Origin of the sequence: Thermococcus sp. (genome assembly GCF_027008145.1) — an archaeon.
Taxonomy (GTDB): domain Archaea; phylum Methanobacteriota_B; class Thermococci; order Thermococcales; family Thermococcaceae; genus Thermococcus.
In genome coordinates, this window is record NZ_JALTCZ010000111.1 from 1 (window position 1) to 6,953 (window position 6,953).

Consider the following 6,953-nt stretch of genomic DNA (forward strand, 5'->3'; position numbering starts at 1 on the left):
TCATTCTTCGCTATCTCCTCCAGCATCTTCCAAGCAACTTCCCTTATCTCCCACTGGGCCCTCTCGCAGGCCCTCAGCCCGAGGAAGTGCTTGAGCTCGCGGAGGTTCATCGTGACGACGATTTTTGTCCTCACCGCCTGGGGGAGGATGAAGCGCGCGTCCTCCTGATGAACGCCAGCTTTATAGCTCTCCTCGTAGAGCTCGATTGCCCTTCTCATAACCTCCTTCCACTTCTCGTAAAGCTCGGGCTTCTCCTTGACGCTTTCCGGGATTGTGAAGGTTTCCTCCACATCACTTGGGTTTAATTTGATATAGCGTTGTGACTGCTGAGTATAACTTGCAAGCCTATGTCTAACAAGTTGGTGCGAACATACGCGAGAACAGCCCTCTATAGCAAAGGTTAGGACAGCGTGCTCAAGAATCGACTCATGGCCGTAGCCGAGAACCCTCGGGAGGTGCATCTCAACGTCCTTCCCGCTCATCCGCTTGAAGGCCTCCGTTTCCCAGCCGTCCCAGTAGCTTATCAGCGCTGCCCATGTGACAGTTTCGAGAGGCCTTTTTGTATAGTTGACAAGAGTCACGCGGATTTTATTGTCCATTTCTCCCACCGCTTCAACTCACACTTCCGCTTATTATCCTTTTCCTGGAGAGTATTGAAAGTGCGACAGAGGACATAAAAAGAGGACACCCAATATGGCAACTGACCGATGGGGCCTTTGGCATTCGGGACTTACGTTTGGAAAGATTTCCCCAACAGGGCCTCAAAACCTTCCGGAGTGAGAGGGTGTTTTTCGACGAAAGGGTTATTAAACTCCCCCCCGAGCCTTAGACGGTGATGAACATGGTGGTTAGCTTAGCTGGAAGGGATGTCCTCTGCCTCCAGGACTTCACGAGGGAGGAGCTTGAGACGATTCTCAAGACGGCAGAGATGATGAAGATATGGAACAAGATTGGGAAGCCCCACCGCGTTCTTGAAGGGAAGACTCTGGCGATGATCTTCCAGAAGCCCTCGACCAGGACAAGGGTTTCCTTCGAGGTTGGCATTTACCAGCTCGGCGGTTACGGTCTCTACCTCAACGCCCAGGACTTACAGCTTCGCAGGGGTGAGACGATAGCAGATACGGCAAGAGTTCTCAGCAGGTACGTGGACGGAATAATGGCAAGGGTCTACGCCCACAAAGATGTGGAAGATCTCGCCAAGTACGCGAACGTTCCTGTCATAAACGGCCTCTCCGACTTCTCCCACCCATGCCAGGCCCTCGCTGACTACCAGACCATCCTTGAAAAGAAGGGCAGGATTCAGGGGGTTAGGGTCGTCTACGTTGGCGATGGAAACAACGTCGCCCACTCCCTCATGATAGCGGGAACGAAGCTTGGAGCTCACGTCGTTGTGGCAACACCTGAGGGATACGAGCCCGACGAGAGGGTCGTCAAGTGGGCCGAGAAGAACGCGGCAGAGAGCGGCGGAAGCTTTGAACTCTTCCACGATCCAGTTAAAGCCGTTAAAGACGCCGACGTCATCTATACCGACGTCTGGGCAAGTATGGGGGAGGAAGCCGAGGCCGAGGAGAGAAGGAAGGTATTCAAGCCCTTCCAGGTCAACAAAGACCTAGTAAAGCACGCCAAGCCGGACTACATCTTCATGCACTGCCTCCCCGCCCACCGCGGTGAAGAGGTCACCAACGAGGTCGTTGACAGCCCGAACAGTGTAGTCTTCGACGAGGCCGAGAACAGGCTTCACGCCCAGAAGGCCATCATGGCCCTCGTCATGGGCGGAATTAAGGTCTGAGGACTTTTCTTCTCCATTTTGTTTTCTTCTAACATTGGACATCCCAAAGAAGCACCATGCCTACGTGAAGGGGTCTTCCAGGGCCCACTGATAGCGCTATCCCCGAGGGTTACCTAGGCGAAGATCTAGTAATCCCTCAAGGGAATACCTAATGGCTGATCATACTATGATAAGAGCAAGAAGTGCGACCTTGATAAAAGAACGTGGAAGGTTCTTCAGGATCGAAGCCAAGTACGACGAGTCAAACGGGGGGTATCCTTCCAACCATTTACCTCTTGAAGGACGAAGCCAGTGAGGACGTGTGTTCAGTTTCCTTTTTATCTCTATAGGCTGAAGAAAAGTAAAAGAGGAGTCCAAAATGCTTCTAAATCAGAGAAATTGCAGGAGTTGCTGATAGAGTGTTTTCATCTCTGAAGTAGAACCCACGAGTTTGGCTTTAGTCCTTCCTTGTATTTCGATTATGCCCCTCTTTCCTATGAGTCCTTCCTCTTTGTATTTGATGCCTTCAACATCTGAGAGCTTAAACGTAACCACATCATCACTCTTGAAAATGGCTCCCCTCCTAGCGTATAGAATTATCCTCCTGTCCGTGACTATTATATGTCTTTCCGCCATACTGAACATTGTTTTTACTCTGGAATTCAACTTCCTCCTTTGGGAGAAGATAGTCATCCAATCCCATCATGGCAGGCCTCCTAACAAATTATTTTAAAACCCCTCCCCCAACCCCTGACTATGCTGGAAAAGCTTTTCAGTCTCGGCTACTCAAAGACATTCGCGGAGCGCTATTACGAGCTCTGGGGCGAGAGGGCTTTAGCGATAGCCGAGGCCATGGAGAAGCCGTTGCCAAGGTGCTTTCGCGTCAATACGCTCAGGGCAGAGGTTTCAAAGGTCACCAAGCTCCTCAACAAGAAGGGTTTTCAGTTTAAACGTGTTCCCTGGACAAGGGAAGGATTTTGCCTAACGAGGGAGCCATTCTCAATAGCCTCAACGCCCGAGTATCTCGGTGGCCTCCTCTACATCCAAGAGGCAAGCTCGATGTATCCGCCCGTTGCCCTTGAGCCGAAGTCCGGTGAGATACTTGCGGACATGGCGGCGGCACCTGGCGGAAAAACCTCCTATATAGCTCAGCTCATGAGGAACGGGGGAATAATCTACGCCTTTGACGTCGGCGAGGAACGCTTAAAGGAGACGAGGCTGAACCTCTCGCGCCTCGGCGTTACCAACACTGTCCTGTTCCACAAATCTTCTCTCCACATAGACGAGCTCGGTGTTAAGTTCGACAAAATCCTTCTTGATGCCCCATGCACGGGCTCGGGAACGATACACAAGAACCCCGAGAGGAAGGCCAGCAGGACGATGGAGGACATTAAGTTCTGCCAAAGTTTACAGATGAAGCTCCTTGAGAAAGGTTTGAGCGTCCTCAAAAAGGGCGGGATCCTCGTTTACTCCACCTGCTCCCTTGAACCAGAGGAAAACGAGTTCGTGATCCAGTGGGTCTTAGATAACTTCGACGTCGAGCTTTTGCCGCTCCGCTATGGCGAGCCGGCTTTGATGAAACCCTTCGGGATAGAACTGAGCGAGGAAATAGCGAAGGTTAGGCGCTTTTATCCGGACAAGCATGGGACGAGCGGTTTCTTCGTGGCAAAAATAAGAAAACTCTGAGTCAGTCAGATGCCTCCCTAACGAGCTTTTCCTCGATTTCCCTGAGCTTTTCAAGGACGTCTTTGCTCAGCTGACTCTCAAGCTCTTTCCTGGCTTCTTTCGCCAGCTCGAACTTTGAGCTGTAGTGGCCGAGGGAGTTCCAGCTTATTTTCTTGCTTCCAACGAAAATGTCTATGTCACAGAGTCTTTTATAGCCGGCGTACTCAATGCCTTTAAGCAGGAACTTGACGCGCTCCGGCTTCTCCCAGGTCAGCAGTTTGAGCTTGTAGACCGGAACTCGCATGAAGGGCCTTGGGTAGTCCCAATCCCAGCCCTCCCCAACGACGAAGCCAAGATCAAGATCCTCTATTACCATCATAAGCCTTGCGATGTTCTCCTCGTACTTTCTCTCCGTGTCGTATACCTTGATGGTAAGCTCGTTCCACTCGGGAAGGAGCTTAAATAAGAGAAGTGGGGCGTCGATGCTCAGCTCGCGGTAGACCTGGAGGAAGCCCCTGCGTATTAAAACCGCTCCCTCGATTTCTTCCGGTCCTATTGGCGAGCCGAGCCTTCTCCTCGTGACCCCCACAACCGTGTCCCCAGCCTCGCCCTCGTCGAGGGCCTCCCTAAAGGACATGACCTTTCCACCGTACTTCTCGGCTATAAATCTTAGAGCCTCCTCAATCTTCTCGGGAACGCGGAGGAAGATGAGCGTGCTCTCCACGTGAACCTTCTCAACCGGGAGGCTCCGGTTTACCACGGTGCTTATAACGTAGGCTGCCCCGTGCCTTATCAGGAAGCCGGCCTTGGGAGGAAGTGTCCTCTTTATCCACTCGTCTGTAATGAAAAGAACCGTCTCGAACTCACTGCTCTCTTTTATGGCCTCATCGGTCGGTATCTCCTTTACGGAGAAAATCTCCTCTATGGCCCCTTTCACGGCCTCTTGATGGGCCGTTCTGAGGAAGATTATCGAGGGACCGAAACGCATGAACCTCATCACAACCCCCTCCTCAGCTTGTAACCCCTATACGTGTCGGTTCCAGTTGGGTAGTCAACCCTCACGACCCTCCCACTGGGCAGAAAGAGAAAGTTAACCGCCAAAACAGCATTAAGCCCCCCCGGGATAAGCCTGAAGTTGTGGCCGTAGAGCTTGAAGTTCGCTTCAACGCCGACAACGTCCTTCCAGGTGTGCCCGAGGGCAAGCCTGACCCCCTCAATATCTACAACCGTGCCGGGCTCCACCACGGCATTGCCAAAGAATCCCCTCACGAGCTCCGGGTCATCCTCATTGCCGGGAACGATGTAAAGCCGGGCCCCTGAACCCTTGAGTATTCTCGCGAGCTTCCTGAGTCCGGCCCGGTAGAGGTGTATCAACTCTGGCCTCCTCTCAAGCTTGACGTTGTCAACTAGGTCGCCGGTGTGGACTATGACCTCTGGGTTGAACTCGCTTATCAGCTTCTCCAAGAACGGATAAACGCTTTCCGGAGTGTCCCCTATATGCATGAGGAGGGTCTCCTCTGACGAAGAGCGGAGTTTTCTCAACCTTCTCTTTCTCAAGAACCCCAGCATTATGGGCACACCTTATATCATATTGGGTGTGAGAGGCTTTAAATACTCCGGCGGGAACATGCTATGGTGGTTGGATGAAGGTTCTCGTCCTCGGTGCTGGCAACGTTGGGAGGGCAGTTGCCTGGGACATGAGAGACGACTTCGACGTGTACGTCGGGGATATAAGTGAGGAGAGATTGAAGGCGGTCTCCGGTTTTGCAACCCCTCTGAGAGTTGATGCTACAGACTTTGACGGGCTCGTCGAGGCCCTTAAGGGCTTTGACCTTGCCGTCGATGCACTGCCAGGTCGCTTCGGCTACAGAGCCGTTAAGGCCACCATAAAGGCTGGGACAGATATGGTTGACGTGTCCTTTATGCCAGAAAATCCCCTTGAGCTGAGGAACGAGGCGGAAAGAGCCCAAGTGACGGTGATATTCGACGCTGGTTTTGCCCCAGGGCTGAGCCACATCCTGATGGGCAGGATATGGTACGAGCTCGATGACATGGCCGAGGGCTCAATCCTCGTCGGGGGCCTCCCGAAGGAGCCGAGGCCACCGCTTTATTACAGAATTACGTGGTCACCCAAAGACCTAATTGAAGAATACACCAGACCGGCCAGGGTCCTAAGAAACGGTGGGGTTATGACCGTTGACCCCCTGGAGAGAATTAAGCGGGTCAAGTTGAGGGGCTTCGAGTTTGAAGCTTTCCTGAGTGACGGCCTGAGGAGCCTGCTTGAGAGCGTTAGGGCCGAGAAACTTGAGGAGTGGACGCTCCGCTGGCCAGGGCATCTAGGGAAGATGAAAGTGCTGAGGGAGCTTGGCTTCTTCAAGCCGGAGCACGTTGACAAAACACTTGAAGTGATAACACCATTGATGACCTATGAGGGCCCGGACTTCACAATAATGAAGGTCTCAGGCAGGGGGATCATCAATGGCAAGCCGAGGGAGATCAGCTACCTCCTCTACGACGAGGAGCAGGATGGCTTTACCTCGATGGCCCGCGTTACGGGCTTTACGGCCTCAATTATAGCAAGGCTCGTGGCCGAGCAGAACTGTATCTACGGGGTAATCCCACCTGAGATACTCGGGATGAGGATAGACACCCACACCCGTATTATGGAGGAGCTGGCGGATAGGGGAATTAGTGTTGAGAGGTGGGAGAATGCTCCACCTGATAATAGCTGACTCTGAACTTGAGCTCGTGCCGAGGCCGATAATGAATCATCCAGCGGTCATCAACTACGCAAGGAGGAGGGGTAAAAAGCCCGGAGAAGTCATCCTCGATTCCGCCTACCATCACTCGGCTCTTAAACGACTCGAAGATGGGGAGAGACGTGGAAGGCCGGACATAGTCTACCTCTGTCTCCTCAACGCCCTCGAAAGCATGGCAAACAAAGAGGGCCTTCTCAGAGTTTACGTCCACACGAGGAACAATGAGGTCATCTACATAAAGCCCGAGACGAGGCTACCAAGGAACTACAACCGCTTTCTCGGCCTAATGGAGGATCTCTTCAAAAAGTGGGCCGTCCCAAAGAACCTTGAGCTTCTAAAAATGGAAAGGAAACCCCTGGAGGAGCTTATAAGGGAGATAGACCCAGATGGGGTCTTCGTGATGCATGAGAGGGGAGAGCTCGTAAAACCCAGGAACTTCGGGGAAGTCCTAGCTGAACTCGACAACCCGACCGTTATTGTGGGTGGTTTCCCTCACGGGGACTTCAAGAGCGGAGTCGAAGGAAGGAGGATAAGCCTCTATCACAGGCCCCTCATGGCCTGGACTGTGATCAACGAGGTGGTTATCGCCTTCGAGTTCTCCTCCCTCTGACCAAAAACGTTATTTATATAATCCTGTTATTCTACCTTTAGTTTCGAACGTCTTCGCTACTGTTTCAACCATGAAGGGTGGTGAAAATGAGGAGGGTCAGCGTGTTAATGGCTTTGCTCATAACGGGATACATACTTGGAATATGGAACTT

At 52.4% G+C, this 6,953-nt stretch carries 8 protein-coding genes; 4 read left to right on the plus strand and 4 right to left on the minus strand.

Translation table 11 applies throughout. From position 1 onward, the window contains the following. The coding region (gene thyX, locus MVD07_RS05495) for an FAD-dependent thymidylate synthase (protein WP_297499492.1) at positions 1–599 on the minus strand (599 nt) is incomplete at its 3' end. A 242-nt stretch (positions 600–841) separates the two neighbouring features. On the opposite strand from thyX, the gene argF reads away from it, so the two are divergent. Beyond that, positions 842–1,789 carry an ornithine carbamoyltransferase gene (gene argF / locus MVD07_RS05500; RefSeq protein WP_297499506.1) on the plus strand — a complete coding sequence of 316 codons (948 nt, stop codon included), beginning with the start codon at positions 842–844 and terminating at the stop codon, positions 1,787–1,789. Between the two features lie 369 nt (positions 1,790–2,158). Here the strand turns inward: argF and MVD07_RS05505 are convergent, their stop codons facing one another. Continuing rightward, a complete protein-coding gene (locus tag MVD07_RS05505; RefSeq protein ID WP_297499494.1) occupies positions 2,159–2,404 on the minus strand; it encodes a hypothetical protein in 246 nt (81 codons plus the stop codon). Between the two features lie 120 nt (positions 2,405–2,524). Between MVD07_RS05505 and MVD07_RS05510 the strand changes: the two genes are divergently transcribed. Next, on the plus strand, positions 2,525–3,454 hold the full coding sequence (locus MVD07_RS05510) for an RsmB/NOP family class I SAM-dependent RNA methyltransferase (protein ID WP_297499496.1): 930 nt from the start codon (positions 2,525–2,527) through the stop codon (positions 3,452–3,454). Position 3,455: 1 nt separating this feature from the next. Here MVD07_RS05510 and MVD07_RS05515 read toward each other — a convergent pair whose 3' ends face one another. Next, complete coding sequence (locus MVD07_RS05515; RefSeq protein ID WP_297499498.1) at positions 3,456–4,430, minus strand: hypothetical protein; 975 nt, start codon at positions 4,428–4,430, stop codon at positions 3,456–3,458. Continuing rightward, the gene (locus MVD07_RS05520) at positions 4,430–5,002 is read right to left on the minus strand and encodes a metallophosphoesterase (protein ID WP_297499500.1); all 573 of its coding nucleotides are present in this window, start codon (positions 5,000–5,002) and stop codon (positions 4,430–4,432) included. The genes MVD07_RS05515 and MVD07_RS05520 overlap by 1 nt, the downstream gene beginning before the upstream one ends. Before the next feature lie 74 nt (positions 5,003–5,076). Between MVD07_RS05520 and MVD07_RS05525 the strand changes: the two genes are divergently transcribed. Continuing rightward, positions 5,077–6,165, plus strand: coding sequence for a saccharopine dehydrogenase C-terminal domain-containing protein (locus tag MVD07_RS05525; RefSeq protein ID WP_297499502.1), 1,089 nt, complete (start codon positions 5,077–5,079; stop codon positions 6,163–6,165). After that, positions 6,143–6,802 carry a 16S rRNA methyltransferase gene (locus MVD07_RS05530; RefSeq protein ID WP_297499504.1) on the plus strand — a complete coding sequence of 220 codons (660 nt, stop codon included), beginning with the start codon at positions 6,143–6,145 and terminating at the stop codon, positions 6,800–6,802. Before MVD07_RS05525 ends, MVD07_RS05530 begins: the two co-directional genes overlap by 23 nt. The last annotated feature ends 151 nt before the right edge of the window (positions 6,803–6,953 follow it).

Excerpts from the sequence above, each read along its gene's own strand:
- MVD07_RS05510 (WP_297499496.1), top strand. The coding sequence starts at position 2,525 with ATGCTGGAAAAGCTTTTCAGTCTCGGCTACTCAAAGACATTCGCGGAG.
- MVD07_RS05525 (WP_297499502.1), top strand. The coding sequence starts at position 5,077 with ATGAAGGTTCTCGTCCTCGGTGCTGGCAACGTTGGGAGGGCAGTTGCC.
- MVD07_RS05520 (WP_297499500.1), bottom strand. The coding sequence starts at position 5,002 with ATGCTGGGGTTCTTGAGAAAGAGAAGGTTGAGAAAACTCCGCTCTTCG.
- MVD07_RS05515 (WP_297499498.1), bottom strand. The coding sequence starts at position 4,430 with ATGAGGTTCATGCGTTTCGGTCCCTCGATAATCTTCCTCAGAACGGCC.
- argF (WP_297499506.1), top strand. The coding sequence starts at position 842 with ATGGTGGTTAGCTTAGCTGGAAGGGATGTCCTCTGCCTCCAGGACTTC.
- MVD07_RS05530 (WP_297499504.1), top strand. The coding sequence starts at position 6,143 with ATGCTCCACCTGATAATAGCTGACTCTGAACTTGAGCTCGTGCCGAGG.
- MVD07_RS05505 (WP_297499494.1), bottom strand. The coding sequence starts at position 2,404 with ATGGCGGAAAGACATATAATAGTCACGGACAGGAGGATAATTCTATAC.